General features: G+C 66.5%; 17 protein-coding genes. 1 reads left to right on the forward strand and 16 read right to left on the reverse strand.

Translation table 11 applies throughout. The features are described 5' to 3' along the window. Positions 1 to 15 precede the first annotated feature (15 nt). On the reverse strand, positions 16 to 735 hold the full coding sequence (locus AVHM3334_RS15630; RefSeq protein ID WP_284413754.1) for a hypothetical protein: 720 nt from the start codon (positions 733 to 735) through the stop codon (positions 16 to 18). After that, a complete protein-coding gene (locus AVHM3334_RS15635; protein ID WP_284413756.1) occupies positions 732 to 1,037 on the reverse strand; it encodes a pesticin C-terminus-like muramidase in 306 nt (101 codons plus the stop codon). The genes AVHM3334_RS15630 and AVHM3334_RS15635 overlap by 4 nt, the downstream gene beginning before the upstream one ends. Positions 1,038 to 1,180: 143 nt before the next feature. Between AVHM3334_RS15635 and AVHM3334_RS15640 the strand changes: the two genes are divergently transcribed. Next, the gene (locus AVHM3334_RS15640) at positions 1,181 to 4,948 is read left to right on the forward strand and encodes a hydantoinase B/oxoprolinase family protein (protein ID WP_284413757.1); all 3,768 of its coding nucleotides are present in this window, start codon (positions 1,181 to 1,183) and stop codon (positions 4,946 to 4,948) included. Positions 4,949 to 5,137: 189 nt separating this feature from the next. On the opposite strand, the gene mnhG is transcribed toward AVHM3334_RS15640, so the two are convergent. From mnhG to pheA, 14 genes are all read right to left on the reverse strand, one after another. Further along, a complete protein-coding gene (gene mnhG / locus AVHM3334_RS15645; RefSeq protein WP_284413759.1) occupies positions 5,138 to 5,509 on the reverse strand; it encodes a monovalent cation/H(+) antiporter subunit G in 372 nt (123 codons plus the stop codon). Beyond that, positions 5,506 to 5,790 (reverse strand): K+/H+ antiporter subunit F, encoded by a 285-nt coding sequence (locus tag AVHM3334_RS15650; RefSeq protein ID WP_284413761.1) that lies wholly within the window; start codon positions 5,788 to 5,790, stop codon positions 5,506 to 5,508. Before AVHM3334_RS15650 ends, mnhG begins: the two co-directional genes overlap by 4 nt. After that, positions 5,787 to 6,278: a Na+/H+ antiporter subunit E gene (locus tag AVHM3334_RS15655; protein ID WP_284413762.1), complete on the reverse strand. Its 492-nt coding sequence runs from the start codon at positions 6,276 to 6,278 to the stop codon at positions 5,787 to 5,789. The genes AVHM3334_RS15650 and AVHM3334_RS15655 overlap by 4 nt, the downstream gene beginning before the upstream one ends. Continuing rightward, a complete protein-coding gene (locus tag AVHM3334_RS15660; RefSeq protein WP_284413808.1) occupies positions 6,275 to 7,957 on the reverse strand; it encodes a monovalent cation/H+ antiporter subunit D in 1,683 nt (560 codons plus the stop codon). The genes AVHM3334_RS15655 and AVHM3334_RS15660 overlap by 4 nt, the downstream gene beginning before the upstream one ends. 44 nt (positions 7,958 to 8,001) lie before the next feature. Then, complete coding sequence (locus AVHM3334_RS15665) at positions 8,002 to 8,367, reverse strand: Na+/H+ antiporter subunit C (protein WP_092739623.1); 366 nt, start codon at positions 8,365 to 8,367, stop codon at positions 8,002 to 8,004. Continuing rightward, complete coding sequence (locus AVHM3334_RS15670) at positions 8,367 to 11,327, reverse strand: monovalent cation/H+ antiporter subunit A (RefSeq protein WP_284413765.1); 2,961 nt, start codon at positions 11,325 to 11,327, stop codon at positions 8,367 to 8,369. The genes AVHM3334_RS15665 and AVHM3334_RS15670 overlap by 1 nt, the downstream gene beginning before the upstream one ends. Before the next feature lie 100 nt (positions 11,328 to 11,427). Beyond that, positions 11,428 to 11,739 (reverse strand): ComEA family DNA-binding protein, encoded by a 312-nt coding sequence (locus tag AVHM3334_RS15675; RefSeq protein ID WP_284413767.1) that lies wholly within the window; start codon positions 11,737 to 11,739, stop codon positions 11,428 to 11,430. An 89-nt stretch (positions 11,740 to 11,828) separates the two neighbouring features. After that, on the reverse strand, positions 11,829 to 12,986 hold the full coding sequence (gene lapB / locus AVHM3334_RS15680; protein ID WP_284413768.1) for a lipopolysaccharide assembly protein LapB: 1,158 nt from the start codon (positions 12,984 to 12,986) through the stop codon (positions 11,829 to 11,831). Further along, positions 12,976 to 13,299, reverse strand: a complete 324-nt coding sequence (locus AVHM3334_RS15685) for a LapA family protein (RefSeq protein ID WP_284413770.1) — start codon at positions 13,297 to 13,299, stop codon at positions 12,976 to 12,978. The genes lapB and AVHM3334_RS15685 overlap by 11 nt, the downstream gene beginning before the upstream one ends. Before the next feature lie 113 nt (positions 13,300 to 13,412). Beyond that, positions 13,413 to 13,760 carry an integration host factor subunit beta gene (locus AVHM3334_RS15690; protein WP_284413772.1) on the reverse strand — a complete coding sequence of 116 codons (348 nt, stop codon included), beginning with the start codon at positions 13,758 to 13,760 and terminating at the stop codon, positions 13,413 to 13,415. 84 nt (positions 13,761 to 13,844) lie between these two features. Next, positions 13,845 to 15,530: a 30S ribosomal protein S1 gene (rpsA, locus tag AVHM3334_RS15695; RefSeq protein ID WP_272547927.1), complete on the reverse strand. Its 1,686-nt coding sequence runs from the start codon at positions 15,528 to 15,530 to the stop codon at positions 13,845 to 13,847. A gap of 188 nt (positions 15,531 to 15,718) precedes the next feature. Beyond that, positions 15,719 to 17,740, reverse strand: coding sequence for a bifunctional 3-phosphoshikimate 1-carboxyvinyltransferase/cytidylate kinase (locus tag AVHM3334_RS15700; protein ID WP_284413775.1), 2,022 nt, complete (start codon positions 17,738 to 17,740; stop codon positions 15,719 to 15,721). Next, complete coding sequence (locus AVHM3334_RS15705) at positions 17,740 to 18,624, reverse strand: prephenate dehydrogenase (RefSeq protein ID WP_284413810.1); 885 nt, start codon at positions 18,622 to 18,624, stop codon at positions 17,740 to 17,742. The genes AVHM3334_RS15700 and AVHM3334_RS15705 overlap by 1 nt, the downstream gene beginning before the upstream one ends. A gap of 11 nt (positions 18,625 to 18,635) precedes the next feature. Next, the gene (pheA, locus tag AVHM3334_RS15710; protein ID WP_284413777.1) at positions 18,636 to 19,733 is read right to left on the reverse strand and encodes a prephenate dehydratase; all 1,098 of its coding nucleotides are present in this window, start codon (positions 19,731 to 19,733) and stop codon (positions 18,636 to 18,638) included. Between the last annotated feature and the right edge of the window lie 32 nt (positions 19,734 to 19,765).

Here is a 19,765-nt window from a genome sequence, read left to right on the forward strand (position 1 = left end):
CGTCTTGAAGGGGCGTTACCGGGGCGTGGCGGCTGCGGTGTAGGGCCCGGTTGCGGTGCGCGGCGGGTTCACCACGATCTGCGTGTACGAGCGGTACGTGCCGTTTTTCAGCTCGTCGGTCACCCACACGATCCATTCCTGCGTTTTGCGCGAACCCTTGCCGTGGTCGATGGTGGCGACGACTTCCAGGCGGAAGTGCTGCTCCTGCGTCTCGACCGCGACGGCCGCGCCTTCGGAGGTCTTCGTGCCGGGCAGCAGGGTTTTCAACGTGTGCTTCGCATCGTCGGCACGGTTGCGCAGCGAGGAGGGAAACGACCGCAGGTCGAGCTTTTCATACAGGGCTTTGGCCTGGCCGCTTGCGGCGGCCTTCTTCTCAGCGGAAAACGGCTTGCCAGCCATCGGCCGGAGGCTGTCGCACAGCAGGTATTCGCTGCGGATCTCGAAATTGCGCGTCGTTTCGGCGGGCTGGCCCTTGGTCAGCAGGTCCGAGTATTCGAGGCAGTTCTTGGCCGATGCGCCATTGTCGAACGCGAGCGGCGTGCGCTCGGCTTCCATCGCCACCCTGGGGGTTTTCAGCGCCGCCAGCAGTTCGGGGTTGGAGACGCGCACCGTGGCGGTGGCGTCGGCCGGGGCGCCGGCGTCGTCATGGGTGTGGTTGTGGGCCTGCGCGGCCTGCGCGGCCTGCAGGGTGCCGCACAGCATCATGGCCGTGGCGAGGGTGGTCCACTGTTTCATTTGACTTTCTCCAGCAAGGCGGCTTCTTTGCCTCGGCGTGTGGGGTGGACGTCTCCAAAATTCTTGAGCAGTTTGACGGCTTCGGTCCAGTCCTGCTCGGTGACGGCTTTCCAGAATTTCGGGGTGGCGGCGTCCAGGTTGACGCCGTACTGGAACGACACCGATGCGATGACGGTCTGCGCTTGCGCCGGCAGGTCGATGAAGTTCTTCTTGGCGGCGGTGGCCGAGTCGTACTTCAGCTTCACGCTGGGGATGTGGCTGGCCTTGGTGGCCGTGAAGGGAACGGAGGGTTGCTGCGGCACGCCGGCTGGGGCCTGTCCCGCGGGGCTGACGATATCATCGAAAAAGGTCGGCCAATCGTGGATGTTCTCTTGCCTTGCGGGTGATGCCCGCGTGATTGTTGTCGAAGCATTTCATCCGTAACGAGGCGAAGGAAACCATCGACATGGCAAGGCAACTGTGGCAGTTCTGGGTGGATCGTGGCGGCACCTTCACCGATGTCGTGGGCCGCCGCCCGGACGGGGCCCTGGTCACGCACAAGCTGCTGTCGGACAACCCCGAGCAATACCGCGACGCGGCGGTGGCCGGCATCCGCCACCTGCTCGGCCTGGCACCCGGCGCGGCGGTGTCGCCCCTGCAGGTCGAGTGCGTGAAGATGGGCACCACCGTGGCCACCAATGCCCTGCTGGAGCGCAAGGGCGAGCCCACGCTGCTGGTGACCACCCGAGGCTTTCGCGATGCGCTGCGCATCGCCTACCAGAACCGGCCCCGGTTGTTCGACCGCCGCATCGTGCTGCCCGAGTTGCTGTACAGCCGCGTGATCGAAGCGCAGGAGCGCGTGGGCGCCCACGGAGAGGTCGAGCAGCCGCTGGAAGAAGGGCACCTGCGCGAGCGCCTGTGGGCCGCGTACGACGCCGGGCTGCGCAGCGTGGCCATCGTGTTCATGCACGGCTACCGCTACACCGCGCACGAACAGGCGGCGGCGCGCCTCGCGCAGGAGGCGGGCTTCACGCAGATCAGCACGTCGCACGCCACCAGCCCGCTGATGAAGTTCGTGAGCCGGGGGGACACCACGGTGGTCGATGCCTACCTCTCGCCCATCCTGCGCCGCTACGTGGAGCAGGTCGCGGCCGAAATGCCGGGCGTGCCGCTGTACTTCATGCAGTCGTCGGGCGGACTGACCGATGCGCACCGGTTCCAGGGCAAGGACGCCATCTTGTCCGGCCCCGCGGGCGGCATCGTGGGAATGGCCCGCACGGCCGAGCTGGCCTTTGCGGCCGATGCAGCGGCCGATGCAGCGGGCGACGATGCAGGCGAAGGTGCAGCGAAAAGGAGCGATGCGGTGCGCGTCATCGGCTTCGACATGGGCGGCACGTCCACCGATGTGAGCCACTACGCCGGCGAGTTCGAGCGCGAGTTCGAAACCCAGGTGGCCGGCGTGCGCATGCGTGCCCCGATGATGGGCATCCACACCGTGGCGGCGGGCGGCGGCTCGCTGCTGGGCTACGACGGCGCGCGCTTTCGGGTCGGCCCGCAAAGCGCCGGCGCCAACCCTGGCCCCGCCAGCTACCGCCGGGGCGGGCCGCTGGCCGTGACCGATGCGAACGTGATGGTCGGCAAGATCCAGCCCGCGTACTTTCCCCGCGTGTTCGGGCACGGCGCAGACGAGCCGCTCGATGCCGCGGTGGTCGAGGCCCGCTTCGCCGAACTGGCCGCCCAGACCGGCAGGCCCACGCACGACGTGGCGCACGGCTTCATCCAGATCGCCGTGCAGCAGATGGCCAACGCCATCAAGAAGATTTCGGTCGCACGCGGCTACGACGTCACGCGCTACACCCTGCAGTGCTTCGGCGGAGCGGGCGGGCAGCACGCCTGCCTGGTCGCCGATGCGCTGGGCATGCAGCGTGTGCTGGTGCATCCGCTGGCGGGCGTGCTGTCGGCCTACGGCATGGGCCTGGCGGACCAGAACCTGATCCGCGAACAGGCCGTGGAGGTGCGATTGACGCCAGAGGCGCTCGGCGGCATCGGCCAGACGTTGCAGGCGCTGGCTGCGGCGGCCGAGACCGAGATGGCCCGGCAGCAGCACGGCGCCGGGCCCGTGTCGGTGCGCCGCCGGGTACACGTGCGCTATGAAGGCTCGGACGCCGCGCTGGTCGTGCCGTTCGCCGATTCGTCCGAGGCAGCGGATGCACCGGACGCTCCAGATGCACGGGCCGCTGCCGATGTCGCGGCCATCACGGCGGGGTTCGAAGCGGCCTACCGCCAGCGCTTCGCCTTCCTCATGCCGGGCCGGGCCCTGATCGTGGAGGCCGTGTCGGTCGAGGCGGTGGTGGCCGGCGACGCACCGGCCGAGCCGCGCCACGCGCTGCACCCGCCGCGTGAAACGCCTCGGCGCGGCACCGTGCGCATGTACACCGTGGGCAGCGACGGCGAGCCGGCCTGGCACGACGCGGCCCTGGTCGTGCGCGAAGACCTGCGCCCGGGCGACGCCATCGCCGGGCCGGCCATCATTGCCGAGAAGAACGCCACCACCGTGGTGGAGCCGGGCTGGGAGGCGGCGTTGACCGCGCTCGACCATCTGGTGCTGGACCGCCGCACCGCGCGCAGCCTGCGGCACGCCCTGGGCACCACGGTGGACCCGGTGCTGCTGGAGGTGTTCAACAACCTCTTCATGAACATCGCCGAGCAGATGGGACTGCAACTGCAGAACACCGCGCACTCGGTGAACATCAAGGAGCGCCTGGATTTCAGTTGCGCGCTGTTCGACGCCGAAGGCCATCTGATCGCCAACGCGCCGCACATGCCGGTGCACCTGGGCTCGATGGGCGAGAGCATCAAGGCCGTCATCCACCACAACGCCGGGCGCATGCAGCCGGGCGATGTGTATGTGCTGAACGACCCCTACCACGGCGGCACGCACCTGCCGGACATCACCGTCATCACGCCCGTGTATCTGGCCGACGAGGCCGAGCCCACGTTCTATGTCGGCAGCCGCGGCCACCATGCCGACGTGGGCGGCATCACGCCGGGGTCGATGCCGCCGTTTTCGACGCGCATCGAGGAAGAGGGCGTGCAGATCGACAACGTCAGGCTGGTCGAGCGGGGCGTGCTGCGCGAGGCCGAGATCATCGCCCTGCTGCAAAGCGGCGAGCATCCCAGCCGCAATCCGCAGCAGAACCTGGCCGATCTGAAGGCGCAGATCGCCGCCAACGAAAAGGGCGTGCAGGAGCTGCGCCGCATGGTGCAGCAGTTCGGCCTGCCCGTGGTGCAGGCCTACATGGGCCATGTGCAGGACAACGCCGAAGAGTCGGTGCGCCGCGCCATCACCCGCCTGGCGGCCCGGCTGAAGAACGGCGGGTTCACGCTGCCGCTGGACAACGGCGCGCAGATCCAGGTCGCGGTGCGGGTGGATGCCGCAGCCCGCAGTGCGGTGATCGACTTCACGGGCACTTCGCCCCAGCAGGCCAACAACTTCAACGCGCCCACGGCGGTGTGCATGGCCGCGGTGCTGTACGTGTTCCGCTCGCTGGTGGACGACGACATTCCGTTGAACGCCGGCTGCCTCAAGCCGCTCAAGGTGATCATTCCGCCGGGCTCCATGCTGAACCCGCTGCCGCCGGCATCGGTGGTGGCGGGCAATGTGGAAACGTCCACCTGCATCACCAACGCGCTGCTCGGCGCCCTGGGCGTGTCGGCCGGCAGCCAGTGCACGATGAACAACTTCACCTTCGGCAACGACCGCTACCAGTACTACGAAACCATCTCGGGCGGCAGCGGCGCGGGAGGCGTGTTCGACGATGCGGGCGAGCGCGTGGACGGCTTTCACGGCACGAGCGTGGTGCAGACCCACATGACCAATTCGCGGCTCACCGATCCGGAGATTCTGGAGTTCCGTTTTCCGGTGCGGCTGGAGAGCTATGCCGTTCGTGCCGACTCGGGCGGCGCCGGGCGCTGGAAGGGTGGCAGCGGCGGGGTGCGCCGGGTGCGGTTTCTGGAGCCGATGACGGCCGGCATTCTGTCCAACGGCCGCCGCCACGGGGCGTTCGGCATGGCTGGCGGACAAGCGGGCCAGCCCGGCATCAACCGCGTCGTGCGGGCGGATGGCCGGGTGGAGGTGCTGGAGCACATCGGGCAGGCGCAGATGCAGCCCGGCGATGTGTTCGAGGTGCATACGCCGGGTGGCGGTGGCTTCGGCAGCTCGGACCTGGGCTGAGTGCCAGAAAGGCCGCCAGCGCATATTCATCTAGGGCATTGCGCTATTGAAATGGTAGCAAATGCTCGAAGTGCTGCACAGAGTGACCAGCCATGGCACTCCAGCGCACGCCGTTCCCGCATTCGAGCCAAAACGGCCTCCAGCACATATTCCACTATGGCATATTGCTATCAAAATAGTAGCAAACGATCAGGAGTCGCGGTCGGTGCTCTCCACCAGGCGGCTGAGGCTGGGGGGCACGTTCTGGCCGGCGCGGCGGGCGCGGAACAGCGCGGCGCGCATCAGGAAGATGTTGGTCACAGGCACCGTCACCGATACGAACAGGCCGATCAGCAGCGCATGCAGCGCCAGCCCTTCGCCCTGCAGCGAAAAGTACAGCAGCGTGGCCAGCACGATGCACCAGCATCCGAGCGTGGCGATCACGGACGGCGCATGCACCCGCTCGAAGTAGGTCGGCAGGCGCAGCAGCCCGAGCGACCCCAGGAGGGCGATGCCGCAGCCGGCCAGCACCAGGGCCGCGATGGCGATCTCGGCCCACAGGGGCAGGGTGGTGGCGGTCATTCGATCACCTCGCCACGCAGCAGAAACTTGGCCATCGCGGTGGAGCTGGCGAAGCCCAGCAGCGCGATCAGCAGCGCGGCCTCGAAGTAGTTCGTGCTGTTGTAGTAAATGCCCAGCACCAGCATGCAGAGCATGCCGTTCAGGTACATGCAGTCCAGGGCCAGAACGCGGTCCTGGGCAGAAGGCCCTTTGAGCATTCGCGCCAAGGCACAGGACATGGCCAGCACCAGCATGAACACGGCGATGGGCAGGGCGATGGCGAGGATGGAACCGTTCGTCATGATTCGAAAATCTCCATCAGGGGGCGCTCGTAGCGCGTTTTGACGTGATCGATGGCGGCTTGCTTGTCGTCCAGCTCCAGCACGTGCAGCATGAGGATGGAGCGGTCCAGCGACAGCTCCGCCCACGATGTTCCGGGGGTGATGCACACGATCATCGCCAGCACGGCCAGGGCGTTCGGGTCCCGCAGGTCCAGGGGAATCTGCACGAAGCCCGGTGGGTGGGGCCGGTTCGACGGCCAGGCCAGCAGGCGCAGCAGCCGCAGGTTGGAAACCACGCTGTCCGCCAGCACCGCGAACACCAGCCGCAGCACGGTGCCGGGCCGGCGGATGCGCACCGGCAAGGGCCGCAGCCCGCGCGTGAGAACCGGAATGGCCACCGCCACGAAGGCCGCCAGAACGATTTGCCCCGCGCTCACGGAGCGGTTGAGCATGAGCCACAGCACGAACAGCGCCACCGACAGCAGCGGGGCGGGAAACAGCCGTTTCATGGCGCCTCCCGGGCAGGTGGCTCGGCGGGCGTGACGGGCCCTGGCACGGGCCGCGCCGACATCACCGCGCGAATGTAGTTGGATGGCGTGTGCAGCGAGTCGGCCGTGGCCTGGGTGAACCGCATCACCGCGCCGGCGTACAGCGTGAGGGCGATGCACCCGGACAGCAGCAGCGCGATCGGCAGGCCTTCCAGCACGCGCAACTGGGGGCGCCGCCGGTCGTGCGTGGTCCAGAAGTAGCGGATGCCGGTGCGGGTGAGCGCGATCAGAGCGAACAGGCCGGTGACGATCAGCAGGGCCAGCAGCGTCCAGCCGGGCATGCCGGGCTGGGCGCCGGCGGAAGACCCCAGCCCCAGCGGATTGAGCAGCGCCGTCAGCATGGCGAACTTGCCGACGAAGCCCGACAGCGGTGGCAGCCCCGCGACCACCAGCGTGCACAGCAGGTACGCCAGCCCGAGGAAGGCGGCGGCGGCGGGGATGATCCGGCCGATCAGAACCGTCTCGTCTTCGTCCAGGTTCAGTCCTTCGGCAGGCACCAGCTCGGCGGTGAGGAAGGGCGCATCGTCGTGGCGTTCGTGCGGCGCGAGCGTGGCGCCGTCGTTGCGCCAGCGGTCGATCAGGTCGGCCAGCAGGAACAGCGCGCTGATCGCCAGCGTGGAACTGGGCAGGTAGTACAGCAGGCTGGCGGTCAGCACGTTCTGGCCGAAGCCGGCCGCCGCGAGCAAGGTGCCGGAGGACAGAATGGCCGCGTAGCCCGCGAGATGGGTCAGCCGCTGCGAACCCAGCATGCCGATGCCGCCGAACGCCATGGTGAGCATGCCGCCGCCGATCAGCCACAGGCTGCCGAACAGGGCCGAAGGGCCGGCCTCGCTGCTGAACATGAGCGTCCACAGCCGCAGGATGGTGTACACGCCGACCTTGGTCATCAGGGCGAACAGCGCCCCCGCCGGCGCGGTGGCGGCGCTGTAGGCCGGCACCAGCCAGAAGTTCAGCGGCCACACCGCGGCCTTGATGAGGAACGCCGTGGCCAGAATGGCCGCTGCCGCGTGCAGCAGCCCTCGGTCGGCGTCGGCCACCTTGGGAATGCTCTGCGCCAGGTCGGCCATGTTCAGCGTGCCGGTGATGCCGTAGAGCATGGACACGCCGATGAGGAACAGCGACGACGCCGCCAGGTTGATGGCGATGTAGTGCAGCCCCGCCTGCACGCGGGTGCGGCCCGAGCCGTGCAGCAGCAGCCCGTAGGAGGCCGCCAGCATGATCTCGAAGAACACGAACAGATTGAACAGGTCGGCCGTGAGGAACGCGCCGGCCAGGCCCATCAGCTGAAACTGGAACAGCGGGTGGTAGTGCACCCCCGCGCGGTGCCAGCGCGCCGCCGCGAAGACGATGGAGCACAGGGCCACCGCGCTGGTGAGGGCCAGCATCATGGCCGAGAGGCGGTCCAGCGCCAGCACGATGCCGAACGGGGCGGGCCAGTTGCCGGGCAGGTACACGCCCATGGTGGTCGGCACGGTGGCCTGGCTGGTCCACAGCAGCAAGGCCACGCCGACCATCAGGCCCAGAAAGGTGGACGCGATGTTGAGCCCGAGCTTGAGCCGCTGGCGCTCCTCGCGCAGCAGCAGCATCAGCGCGGCGGTGAGCAGCGGCAGCGCGATGGGTGCCAGCATTAGGTGCGGCATCAGCGCGGAAATGGCGTCGAAAAGGGCGGTGGACAGGGCCGGGGTCACGGCATCTCCTGCACGTCGTGCGAGCGCGTGCCGTCCACATGGTCGGTGCCCGACATGCCGCGCGATGCCAGCAGCACCACCAGGAACAGTGCCGTCATGGCGAAGCCGATCACGATGGCGGTCAGCACCAGCGCCTGGGGCATCGGGTCCGCGTAGTGCTGCAGGTCTTTCGGCACGCCCGCCAGCAGCACGGGCTCCTTGTTGATGGCCAGGCCCAGGCGGCCCATGCTGAAGATGAACAGATTCACGGCATACGACAGCAGGGCCAGGCCCATGATGACCTGGAAGGTGCGCGGGCGCAGCAGCAGCCACACGCCCGAGCCGGTGAGCACGCCGATGGCAATGGCGAGGACGATTTCCATCAGCGGTTTCCTCCTTCGGGGGCCACGGCGGCGGGGTTGGCGGCCTGCTCGGCCTCGCGTTCCTCGGCCAGTCGTGCGTGGTAGCGGTGGCCGCGCACCGATTGGTGGGCGATGGCGGTCAAGATCAGCAGCGTGGAGCCCACGACCAGGGTGAACACGCCGATGTCGAAGAACAGCGCGCTGGCGATGTGGATCTCGCCGATCACCGGCAGGTGGAAATGCGCCGTGTGGCTGGTCAGGAAGGGGTAGCCCAGCACCAGCGCGCCCATGCCGGTGCCCAGCGCGAAGAGCAGTCCCACGCCGATCCAGCGGCGCGGGTACAGCGGCAGGTGGGCCTCGACCCAGTGCGTGCCCGAGATGATGTATTGCAGCAGCAGTCCCACCGACAGCACCAGCCCGGCCACGAAGCCGCCGCCCGGCTCGTTGTGCCCGCGCATGAACATGTAGAACGACACCAGCGCGGTGAACGGCAGCAGCAGCCGCACCAGCACGGCCGGCACCATCAGGTAGCCCACGGCGGTGTCGGCGGCGTTGCGCGGGTTGAGCAGGTCGGTCTGCAGATCGGCCGGCATGTTGCGCTGCTGCTCGGGCAGGTCCATCGTCTCGCGCGCGGGCCGGAAGCGGCGCAGCAGCGCATACACCGTCAGCGCCACGATGCCGAGCACGACGATCTCGCCGAAGGTGTCGAAGCCGCGGAAGTCCACCAGCATCACGTTGACCACGTTGGTGCCGCCGCCCTCGGTCTGCGCGCGTTCCAGGAAGAAGGTGGAGGTGCTTTCGGGGAACGGCCGGCTCATCATGGTGAAGGCCAGCCACGCCATGCCGCCGCCGGCCGCCAGTGCCACGGCCATGTCGCGCAGCCGCCGGGCCCGCACGATGCCGGGGTGCGTGGTGTCCACGCCGCGCAGCCGCTCGTCGCGCCGGGGCAGCCAGCGCAGGCCCAGCAGCACCAGCACCGTGGTCACGATCTCCACCACGATCTGCGTGAGCCCCAGGTCGGGGGCGGAGAACCACAGGAAGGTGATGCAGGTGCACAGCCCGGCGCCGCCCATCAAGGTCAGCGCCGCGAGCCGGTGGTATTTGGCCTGCCATGCGGCCGCCACGGCGCAAAGGCAGCCCAGGGTCCACAGCACCACAAAGGCCGGCGACAGCGGCAGCGTGCCCCGGCCGCCAAGCTGCAGGCCCTGGGTCCACAGCGGCAGTGCCGCGCCCAGCAGGGCCGCCAGCACCAGCCACAGCATCTGCCACTGCAGCTGCGGCGTGGACATCAGCCGCCGGCCGTTGTGGCCCAGCAGCGTGAGCCAGGTGAGCGCGATCTCGAACAGCCGCCGCCCGCTCACGCGGTAGATGAGCGGGGGCGCGTCCACGTTGCCTGCGGCGCGCTGCCACCGCAGCACGAGGTAGAGCGCGGTGCCGCCCACCAGCGCGACCAGGCTCATCATGAACGGCGTGTTGAATCCGTGCCAGATCGCCAGGCTGAACTGCGGCAGTTCGCCGCCGACCACCGGGCGCGCGGCCGCGTCCAGGTACCGGCCGACCGACCATGCGGGGAAGATGCCCACCACCATGCAGGCCAGCACCAGCAGTTCGACCGGCACGCGCATCCAGTGCGGGGGCTCGTGCGGCTGGCGCGGAAGGTCCTGGGCGCGCGGCCCCCAGAACACGTCGATCGTGAAGCGCAGCGAATACGCCACGCTGAAGATGCCGGCCAGTGTCGCGGCGATCGGCAGCACGGTGGCGACCAGCGGCGAAGCGTCGAGGAACACCGTCTCGGCGAAGAACATTTCCTTGGACAGGAACCCGTTGAGCAGCGGCACGCCCGCCATCGCCGCGCTGGCCACCATGGCCAGCGTGGCGGTCACCGGCATCATGGTGCGCAGGCCGGACAGGCGCCGGATGTCCCGGGTGCCGCTCTCGTGGTCCACGATGCCCGCCGCCATGAAGAGCGAAGCCTTGAAGGTGGCGTGGTTCATGATGTGGAACACCGCCGCCACCGCCGCCAGCGGGCTGTTCAGTCCCAGCAGCAGGGTGATGAGCCCCAGGTGCGAAATCGTGGAGTACGCCAGCAAGCCCTTGAGGTCGTTCTGGAACATGGCGGCGTAGCCACCCACCAGCAGCGTGCAGACGCCCGCCCCGCCCACCAGCCAGAACCAGGGCTCGGTGCCGCCCATCACGGGCCACATGCGCGCCATCAGAAAAACACCGGCCTTCACCATGGTCGCCGAGTGCAGGTAGGCCGACACGGGCGTCGGCGCGGCCATGGCGTTGGGCAGCCAGAAGTGGAAGGGAAACTGCGCGCTCTTGGTCAGCGCGCCCAGCAGCACCAGCACCAGGGCCGTCAGGTACCAGGGGTGGTTGCGGATCTGCTCGCCAGCGGCCAGGACGTGATCGAGGTCGTAGCTGCCCACGATGTGCCCGATCACCAGCATGCCCGCCAGCATGCACAACCCGCCGGTTCCCGTTACCGTGAGCGCCATGCGGGCGCCCCTGCGGGCGTCCTGGCGGTGGTACCAGTAGCCGATCAGCAAGAAGGAAAAGAGGCTGGTGAGTTCCCAGAAGAAAGCCAGCTGGATGATGTTGCCCGACAGCACCACGCCGGTCATCGCCCCCATGAACGCGAGAAAGAAAGAGAAGAAGCGCGGCACCGGGTCGGCTGGAGACATGTAGTAGCGGGCATAGAGCACCACCAGCGAGCCGATCCCGAGGATCAGCATGCAGAACATCCATGCGAATCCGTCCATGCGGATCACCAGATTCAGGCCCAGGGCCGGCAGCCACGGAATTTCCTGCCTCAGCACCCCGCCCGCCGCGATTTCCGGAAAGTACAGGGCCGCTTGCACCGCGCAGAACAGCGCGATCGCGCCAGCGAGCGTGGACTCGGTGTTGCGCGCATTCGTCGGCAGCACCGCCGCCAGGAGGCTGCCGATGAAGGGAAGGAGGACGAGAAGGATCAGGGGCATGCCCGGACGATTCTACGGGCAAGCCTTTCAGGACTTGCTATGAATACCCTAGCACGCCCCGGAGATTGGACGCGCCGCCGGCACGCAATCGGTGCGCCCTTTAACGCGAGGCGCCGGACGCGGGCCGCGCGAGCGCCTGCGGTGCGGCCGAGGCCGGCGCATCACCGAACGCGGCGCCATTCACGGTGAGTCCTTCCGCCGAAAGCCGGGCCGCGGATGCCTTGCCCATGCCCTGCACCCGCCCGAAAAGATCTGCCCAGCTCTGGAAAGAACCCGTTTCCCGCGCCTTCAAAATCCTGGCCGACAGCGCCGGGCCGATGCCCTTCACGCCGTCCAGGTCGGCTACGGAAGCCGTGTTGACCTCGGTGGCGGCCGATGCCAGCGTGCAAGCAGAGACGGCCACCAGTGCCACCCAGGCCCTCATCCGGCGCCAACGCGAAGGTGCCTTGTGATGCGGTTGCGACGGATGCCTGCGCGCGTCGGCCGGCTGCGCCAGCGCTCTCACAGCTCTTCCACGCGCCGCGCGGGATAGCTGTCCCAGGTCTGGCAACCGGGGCACTGCCAGAAGTGCTGGCGTGCCTCGAAACCGCAGGCCGCACAGCGGTATCGGGTGAGGGGCTTGGTCGCCTGGTCCAGTGCCTTTTGCACCTGGGGGTGGAATTCTTCGTGCTGCAGGGTTTCCTGCGCCAGCCATTTGGAGGCGGCCACCAGCGACGGCTCCTTGTCCAGATGGCGCACATACCACTGCGGCCCGGGCCTGGAGGGATCGCCAGACGCGCTGTCCATCGAGACGATGGCTTCCAGCATGTCGAGAGACGGAGCGCGTTCGTAATGCGCCAGCAGCAACCGGTACGTTTCCTCTGCCCGGCCGGTGGCGGTGCCGACCTCGACGAGCAGCGGAGCAGCCAGGGGCAGGGCGCCGGGCGATTCACGGGACAACTCCAGCAGCGTGGAAAACGCTTGCTCCTGCCGGCCGCATCGATGGTGCAGGCGGGCGAGTTCGATGCGCGGCCGCGGGGCATGGGGCGCGGCAGCCACGGCTTCTTCGAGCTGCGCTTGCGCCGCTTCCTGATCGCCCTGGGCCGCGCGGGCCACGGCCTGCTCGCACAGATAATGCGCCTGCCGCGTGCTGAAGTCGCCCTGGTGCGAGCCATGCATCTTGCGGGCGATGGCCGCCGCCTGCGGCCAGTCGCGGGAGCGCTCGTAGATGGCCAGAAGGGCCAGGCGCGACTGGCTCTCGAACGGCGTGTTTTCCAGAAGGCGCAGCGCGTCTTCGGCGCGGTCGAGCAGCCCGGCCTTGAGAAAGTCCAGCGCCAGCGCATGCTGGGCGCGGTCGCGGTCCGTGCGGCTCAGATCGCCCCGTGACAGCAAATGCTCGTGTACCCGCACGGCGCGGTTGTACTCGCCCCGGCGGCGAAAGAGATTGCCCAGCGCGAAATGCAATTCGGAGGTGTCCGGATCGTTCTGTACGGCCTCGATGAACGCATCGATGGCCTGGTCTTGCTGCTCGTTGAGCAGAAAGTTCAAGCCCTTGAAGTAAGCCTTGGGGGCGCGGCGGTTTTCTTCCCGCAATTGCCGCAGGTCGAAGCGGGAGGCGAACCACCCCAGCACGAACGCCAGGGGCAGCCCCAGCAACAGCCAGCTGAGATCAAATTCCATGGATGGAGGGCGGTTGTTGTTGCAGGTCTGGAACGGCCGGAGCGGTGACTGGCGTGGCCGATGCGGGCTCGCCCGGCAGCACGGCGGCCTGGGCTCGCCGGGCCGCGCTACGGTGCTTCCACCAGCGGGGCACCATGCCCAGCACCCCGACCACGACGCCTGCTGCGAACGCGGTCAGCACCACGAGCACCAGAGGTGCGCTCCAGTGCGTGCCGAAGAAGAAATGCACGGTGGCGTCTTGCTGGTTGTTCAGCGCGAAAGCGAAAAGGGTAAAAAAAATGGCTGCCTTGAGCAGCCACAGGAGGTATTTCATGCGTCTCCCCGGTGGTGTGGGGGCATTCTACGGGCACGCCATGGCCCGTCTGCCGATTGAAGCGATACCCCTGCATTGGCCTTCAGCGCTTGACCGCCAAGCGCTGATAGCTATCAATTTTGATGCTTGTCCTTGGGGGCATCCACGATGCCCATTTCGACCGTGCGCTGGTCCACCGCTTCGCGCAGCGCCTTGCCAGGCTTGAAATGCGGCACGCGCTTTTCCGGAATCGCCACCGCTTCGCCGCTGCGGGGATTGCGCCCCATGCGGGGAGGGCGACGGTTGACCGAGAAGCTGCCAAAACCCCGGATCTCGATGCGGTGCCCGCGCACGAGTGCATCCCCCACGGCGTCCAGAATGGTCTTGACGGCGTACTCGGCATCGCGCTGGGTGAGCTGGCTGAACCGTGCGGCCAGTTCTTCAACGAGGTCTGATCGGGTCATGGAGTCTTGTCTTTGCAACCGGGGTAACAGAACAAAAAGAAGCGGGCGCACGAGGCGCCCGCCATTCACAACCGCCGAAGCGGTCGTCGATTGTGCCTCGGCTTATTTGTCCGAGTTGTCCAGCTTGGCGCGCAGCAGTGCGCCCAGGCTGGTGGTGCCGGCGCTTTCGCGGCTCGACTGTTGGCTCAGGTTGGCCATGGCGCCTTGCTCGTCGGCCATGTCCTTTTGCTTGATCGACAGCTGGATGTTGCGGGTCTTGCGATCCACGTTCACCACCACGGCCGTGACTTCGTCGCCTTCCTTCAGCACGTTGCGGGCATCTTCCACGCGGTCGCGCGAGATTTCCGAAGCACGCAGGTAGCCGATGATGTCTTCGCCGAGGTCGATTTCAGCGCCACGGGCGTCCACCGTCTTGACCTTGCCGGTCACCGTCTGGCCCTTGTCGTTGACCGTCACGAACGTCGTGAATGGGTCGCCGTCGAGCTGCTTGATCCCCAGCGAGATGCGTTCGCGGTCCACGTCCACGGCCAGCACGATCGCTTCGACTTCCTGGCCCTTCTTGTAGTTGCGAACGGCAGCTTCGCCGGTTTCGTTCCACGACAGGTCGGACAAGTGCACCAGGCCGTCGATGCCGGCAGCCAGACCCACGAACACGCCGAAGTCGGTGATCGACTTGATCGGGCCCTTGACGCGGTCGCCACGCTTGGTGTTCTGCGCGAACTCCTGCCATGGGTTGGCCTTGCACTGCTTCATGCCCAGGCTGATGCGGCGCTTGTCTTCGTCGATCTCGAGGACCATGACTTCGACTTCGTCACCCAGCGAAACGAGCTTGGAAGGAGCGATGTTCTTGTTCGTCCAGTCCATTTCGGAAACGTGCACCAGGCCTTCGATGCCGGGTTCCAGTTCCACGAATGCGCCGTAGTCGGCAATGTTCGTGACCTTGCCGAACAGGCGGGTGCTCGAAGGGTAGCGGCGCGACACACCCATCCATGGGTCGTCGCCCATTTGCTTGAGGCCCAGGGACACGCGGTTCTTTTCGGTGTCGAACTTGAGGATCTTGGCCGTGATTTCCTGACCAGCCGTCACCACTTCCGAAGGGTGGCGAACACGGCGCCATGCCATGTCGGTGATGTGCAGCAGGCCGTCGATACCGCCCAGGTCCACGAACGCACCGTATTCGGTGATGTTCTTGACCACGCCTTGAACGATGGAGCCTTCCTTGAGGGTTTCCATCAGCTTGGCGCGCTCTTCGCCCATCGAGGCTTCCACCACGGCGCGGCGGCTCAGCACCACGTTGTTGCGCTTGCGGTCGAGCTTGATGACCTTGAATTCCAGGGTCTTGTTTTCGTAAGGCGTCAGGTCCTTGATCGGACGCGTGTCGATCAGCGAACCTGGCAGGAAGGCGCGGATGCCGTTGACCAGCACCGTCAGGCCGCCCTTGACCTTGCCGCTGGTCGTGCCGGTGACGAATTCGCCGGATTCCAGGGCCTTTTCCAGCGCCAGCCATGAAGCCAAGCGCTTGGCGGTGTCACGCGACAGGATGGTGTCGCCGTAACCGTTTTCGATCGAGCCGATGGCCACGGAGACGAAATCGCCTACTTGGACTTCGACTTCGCCCTTGTCGTTCTTGAACTCTTCCAGGGGGACGTAGGCTTCGGACTTGAGGCCAGCGTTCACCACGACGAAGTTGTGTTCCACGCGCACGACTTCGGCGGTGATGACTTCGCCTGGGCGCATTTCGGTGCGCGTCAAAGACTCTTCAAAAAGGGCGGCAAAAGATTCAGACATGTATTTCCTAAAGCCGCAAACAAGGTTCCGACAGCACCATTGCCATCGTTTTTATAGCTGCCTGCGGAGGTTTTTTGCGGCAAAACCGCGGTTAGGTTGTAGAGCCGCATGGTCTGGCGCTGTTGCGCGTGGGGGACCGTGCGGGCCTGTCCGGGGCAGTTGGCCACCGGTTTTTTGCAACCCCGTGCCTAGGTGGCGAAGGGCTGGCGTTCCTGCCACCAGGCAAGCACTTGTTCGACGGCCGCATCGACCGTGAGCGAGGAGTTGTCCAGAATCAGGGCATCCTGCGCTGGTTTCAAGGGCGCCACGCTGCGGGAGCTGTCCCGGGCGTCGCGTGCCTCCAAATCGGCGCGAAGATCCGCGATGCTAGCCGAAATCCCCTTTGAAATCAACTGTTTATGCCGGCGTTCTGCGCGGCATGCCGCGCTGGCCGTCAGATACACCTTCAAAGTGGCTTGAGGGAAGATCACCGTGCCCATGTCGCGGCCATCGGCCACCAGCCCTGGAAGCCGTCGAAAGCTGTGCTGAAGTGCCACCAAAGCCTCTCGCACGCTGGGCAGCGCCGACACGCGCGAAGCGTTCATTCCGGCTTCTTCGGTGCGGATGGAGTCGGTCACATCGTCGGCACCCAGCCAGATCCGCCCGCCCTCGAAACGCACCGGCAGCCCGCGCGCCAGCAAGGCGATCTGCGGCTCATGGGCTGCATCGATCTGCAGTCCGGCACGCAGCGATGCCAGCGCCGTGATTCGGTACATGGCGCCGGAATCCAGAAACCGGTAGCCCAGGCGCTGGGCCACCGCCGCCGCCACCGTGCCTTTGCCGGAGGCCGTGGGGCCATCGACACAGATGACCGGAATGCGCGCGGTCGGTGTCTGCGTGACTGAAAACAGCGCTTCGAAATAATCCGGAAATGTCTTGGCTACGCACTTCGGATCTTCGATGCGTACGGGAACACCTGCCGGGTTGAATGCAGCCAGCGAGAAGCACATGGCCACGCGATGGTCGTCATAGGTATGGATGCTGGCCGCTCGCCAGTCGGCAGGCTCTGGCGGGGGCGTGACCTTCAGAAAATCCGCACCTTCTTCCACGGATGCGCCGAGCTTTCGCAGCTCGGTTGCCATCGCGGCAAGACGGTCGGTTTCTTTCACGCGCCAACTGGCAATGTTGCGCAGTGTGGTCTTGCCTTTCGCGTACAGGGCCATCACCGCCAGCGTCATGGCGGCGTCCGGAATGTGATTGCAATCGAGGTCGATGGCCTTGAGCGGCCAGGCCCCACGGCGGATCTGCAGCCAGTTGTCGCCCCCCGAAACGTCTGCGCCCATGGCCTGGGCGGCCTCAATGAACCGGATATCGCCCTGGATGGAGTTTTGCCCCACGCCCAGAATGCGAACGCCATCGCCGGGCTGGTCGCCCAAGCCGCCAATGGCCCCCAAGGCCACGAAGTAACTGGCCGACGAGGCATCGGCTTCGACGTGGATGCTGCCTGGCGAACGGTACCGGCTTCCGGCCCGGATGGTGAATCGTTGCCACTGGTCATGCTCCACCTCAATGCCGAAGCGGGACAGCAATTGCAGCGTGATGTGGATATAGGGCCGTGAAATCAGCTCGCCAACCACCTGGATCACGATGTCTTGCCGCGCGGCTGCCAGCGGCAGAGCCATCAGCAAGGCTGTCAAAAACTGGCTCGATACATCACCACGCACGGGAATCGGATCATTCAGCGACAGTGCGGGCACGCATCGAGCGTGCGCGATGCGCAGGGGTGGAAACCCATCATTGCCCAGATAGTCGATTTGGCATCCGAGTTGGCGAAGGGCATCCACCAGATCGCCGATGGGGCGCTCGTGCATGCGCGGAACGCCGGACAGTTCGAACTCCCCGCCCAGCAAAGCCAGTGCCGCCGTCAACGGGCGCATCGCCGTGCCGGCATTGCCCAGAAAGAGAGCGGCTGGCGCCAGCGGAGCACGCGCGCCCAGGCCGGTGATGCGCACGACTTTGCCATGCTCCTCCACCGCACAGCCCAGCTGGCGCAATGCGTCGAGCATCACCCGGGTGTCGTCCGACGCCAGGAGGTCGTGGATTTCGGTCGTGCCTTCGCTCAGCGCGGCCAGCAGCAAAACCCGGTTGGAAATGCTCTTGGAGCCTGGCAGCTGGATGGTGCCGCCCGCATTGGAAAGGGACGGAAGATCGAGGAACGCGGTGCTGAACATCAGGAGTCGGTCGGTGTGCGCTGCGCGCCCATGCGCCAATGCGCGCGGGTTTCGCTGGCGAGCGTGATCAGGTCTTCCAACGCCTGCGCGTTGCCCTGCTGCATGGCGTGCTCCAGTTGTTGCACTGCCTGTTGAAACAGCCGTGACTGCGCCAGAAGCTCGTCCCGGTTGGACAGCAGGATGTCTCGCCACACCTTCGGATCGCTCGCTGCGATGCGTGTGAAGTCGCGGAATCCGGGGCCGGCCAGGGAGAGGAACATATCGCCATGGTCTTGTGACGTGATGCTGTTCATCATCGCGAACGCCAGCAGATGGGGCAGATGGCTGACCGATGCGAAGGCGGCATCGTGTGCTTCCGGAGACATGCTCTGTACCCGGCAGCCCAGCGCGCGCCAAACTTCTTCGGCTTTTTGCAGGTGAACCGTCAGTGTCCGTTCGGTCGGGGTGAGGATGACCTGGCGCCCGCTGTACAACTCAGCTTCCGCATATTCCACCCCCGACACCTCCCGCCCGGTGATGGGATGCGCGGGAACGAACGACCCCACCTGGTCGCGCAATGCACGGCGCGCTGCCTGCACCACATCGGCCTTCGTAGAGCCCACGTCCATGATCAGCATCTGTGGCGTGACAAGGTGTTTGATGGCCTTGAGGGTGGCTTCGGTGGCGGCGACAGGGACGGCCACCAGCACGATGTCGGCACCCGCCACCGCAAGCAAGGCCGAAGGTGCCTCGACGTCGATCACGCCCATCTGGCGGGCTCGGTCGGTGGTGGATGGTGATTTGCTGTAGCCGACCACGCGTTTGACGAGGCCGGCCTTTTTCATGGCCAGAGCGAAAGAGCCGCCCATGAGGCCGCAGCCGATCAATCCCAATTGTTCGAACATGGCCGAGTCGCTCATGGCGCTACCGGGTAAGTGCCCAGCACTTTGTAGAACGCGCACAACGCCCGCAGTTCTTCGAGGGCGCGTGCCACGTGCGGCAGGGAAGGGTGGCCGTCCAGATCGATGTAGAAGTAATACTCCCACTGCCCTGTGCGGGCCGGCCGAGACTCGAAACGCGTCATCGACACGCCATGGGTCTTGAGCGGCACCAGCAGGTCGTGAACCGCACCAGGCCGGTTGGGGACGGAAATCACGAGGCTGGTGCAGTCCTTGCTCGACGGCGGAGGCGTCTGCAGCGTGTGCGGCAGGCAGATGATCGCGAAGCGCGTCCGGTTGTACGCGTCGTCCTGAATGGCGTGGGCGACCAGATGCAGGCCGAACTGCGTGGCGGCGCGCTCGCTGGCAATGCCGGCCCACGCGGGATTCGTCGCGGCAAGCCGTGCGCCCTCCGCATTGCTGGACACGGGGCGCCGTTCCACATGGGGCAGGTGCTTGGACAGCCACCCCTGGCATTGCGCGAGTGCTTGCGGGTGCGCCAGCACGGCTTCGATGCCCTCCAGCGAATCGAATTGCCTCATCAGGTTGTGCCGCACCAGGAGACTGACTTCACCGACCACATGGCACGGGGTGTGCAGGAACAAATCGAGTGAGCGGGTGACCACGCCTTCCACGGAGTTCTCCACACCCACCACGCCGTACTGTGCGCTCCCCGCAGCGGTCGCGTGGAACACCTCATCGAAGTTGGCGCAATACATCAGGTCGGCTGCACCGCCGAAAAACTCGACCGCCGCCTGCTCGCAGAAAGTGCCAGCAGGCCCCAGCACGGCGACCCGCTGCGGGGACTCCAGTGCGAGGCATGCAGACATGATCTCGCGCCAGATCGCCGCCACGTGGGGGCCCTTCAGCGGCCCCGGGTTGGCGGTCTGGATTTTCTCGATGACTTGGGCCACGCGGTCCGGCCGGAAAAACGGAGTGCCTTCGCGTTTCTTGATCTCGCCGACCCGCTCTGCCACCAGGGCGCGTTGGTTCAGCAGCGTCAGCAGTTGCTGGTCGATGTTGTCGATCTGGACGCGCAGGCTGGCGAGGTCTGGAGAGGCTTGCGGGATGGTCATGAAGTGGATGCGCGTTTTCTCGGGGGCGACGG

Source organism: Acidovorax sp. SUPP3334 (assembly GCF_030159055.1).
Taxonomy (GTDB): domain Bacteria; phylum Pseudomonadota; class Gammaproteobacteria; order Burkholderiales; family Burkholderiaceae_C; genus Paracidovorax.